The 1,620-nt window shown below is 70.0% G+C and carries 2 protein-coding genes and 1 pseudogene; all 3 read left to right on the top strand.

Annotated features, from left to right (window positions below):
- Positions 1-93: 93 nt before the first annotated feature.
- A complete protein-coding gene (locus B1964_RS29800; RefSeq protein ID WP_253194280.1) occupies positions 94-843 on the top strand; it encodes an orotidine 5'-phosphate decarboxylase / HUMPS family protein in 750 nt (249 codons plus the stop codon).
- The gene (locus B1964_RS29795; RefSeq protein WP_079932333.1) at positions 840-1,358 is read left to right on the top strand and encodes a CinA family protein; all 519 of its coding nucleotides are present in this window, start codon (positions 840-842) and stop codon (positions 1,356-1,358) included. Before B1964_RS29800 ends, B1964_RS29795 begins: the two co-directional genes overlap by 4 nt.
- Positions 1,355-1,620 (top strand): annotated as a pseudogene (locus tag B1964_RS29790) (HAD family hydrolase); the annotation flags it as partial. The gene B1964_RS29795 and the pseudogene B1964_RS29790, both read left to right, overlap by 4 nt.

Genomic DNA, 1,620 nt, shown 5'->3' with positions numbered 1-1,620 from the left:
GGCCCCCCCGCCGCCGGTCGGAGCGTCAGCACAACACCCGCACCGCGCCCCCTCCGCACTCAGGAGCCACCCATCATGAACAGCCTTGCCCCCATGCACTATTCACCCACGAACTGGATCGACCGCGGACACGGCCTTATCCCCGCACTCGACCTGCCCACCGCCGAGCAGGTACGCGACATCGTCGCGGCCACCGCTGATGTCGACGGCGTCGTCGGCTATAAACTCGGTCCAAGCACGGTGCTGGAGCTGGGGCTGCCCGCCGCGCTGCGGTTGGTCGGTGACCTCACCGATCTCCCTGTGGTCTACGACCACCAGAAGGCCGGGCTCGACATCCCCAGCAACGCCGATGTGTTCGCCCGCACACTGGCCGCTCACGGGGTGTCCGCGGCGATCGTGTTTCCGCTCGCGGGCCCGACCACCGCGGCCCGATTTCTGACCGCGTTGCAGCGCACCGGTGTGGCGGCGCTCATCGGCGGGCAGTTGCCCGTGGCCGACTACACAGCTGCCGGTGGCGGCTGGATCGCCGATGACGTCCTCGACCACATCACCGACATCGCGCTCGAACACGGTGAGACGCAACTGATCGCGCCCGTGGGCGATAGGGCCGAGCAGGTTGTCGCGCGTGCCGCGGCGGTCGGGGTGCGTCCTCGGCTGTTCGTCCCCGGCATCGGTGCCGGCGGCGACGAACTGCGCAGGTTGGCGCCCGTGGTGCCCCGCGTCGCGGGCCTGTTCCCGATCGTCGGGCGGGCGGTGATCGCCGCCGACGACCCCGCCGCCGCTGCCGCTCGGTTAGCTGCCGAACTGGACACCGTCGTCACCACCGCTGGAGGAATCCGATGACCGACTCGCTCTTCCCGCCCGACATTCACCAGTCGGCCACCGAAGTGGTCGCCGCCGCCCGCGATGCCGGAGTCCGATTGGCCACCGCAGAGACCGTCACCGGCGGTCTGATCGCCGCCGCGCTCACCGAGGTGCCCGGGGTGTCGAGCGTCTACGAGCGTGGCTTTGTCCTCTATCACGCGCAGGCCAAGACGACCGGACTCGGCGTCGACCCGGTGATCGCCGCCCAGCACGGGGCGGTGAGCGCACCGGTCACCTCCGCGCTGGCTGCCGGCCTGGGAAACTACACCGGCGCGACGGTCGGGGTAGCCGTCACCGGGTACGCGGGACCGACCGGCGGAACCGACGCCGACCCGGTGGGCACGGTGTACCTCGCCAGCTATCACCGGGATCGTCACGCGGGCAGCCGCCGCGAGGTGTTCAGCGGCGACCGGGTGCAGGTGAAGCTCGCCGCGGTGCGCGGCGCACTGGACCTGTTGGCCGAGATTCTCGGGTCGCAGGCGGTGTCACGATGAGTGTGCTGCACGTGTTCGACATGGACGGCACACTCCTGCGCGGCACCAGCGCCTCGATTGAGCTCGCCCGGCACACGCGTGTCAGCGAACAGCTCGACGTGCTCGAAAAGCTCTCGGCGGCAGGGGAGCTGAGTAACGTCGAGTTCCACCGCCGCACCCACCCCCTATGGCAGGGCCTGACTGACACCGAGATCGACACAGTGTTCACGGCGGCGCCATGGATCGGACACCTGCGCACGGTATTCGACGACATCGCCGGCCG

Source organism: Gordonia sp. i37 (assembly GCF_002043085.1).
GTDB lineage: Bacteria > Actinomycetota > Actinomycetes > Mycobacteriales > Mycobacteriaceae > Gordonia > Gordonia polyisoprenivorans.
Note: the sequence above shows the minus strand (reverse complement) of the source record. Positions and strands in the feature narration are given on the sequence as shown.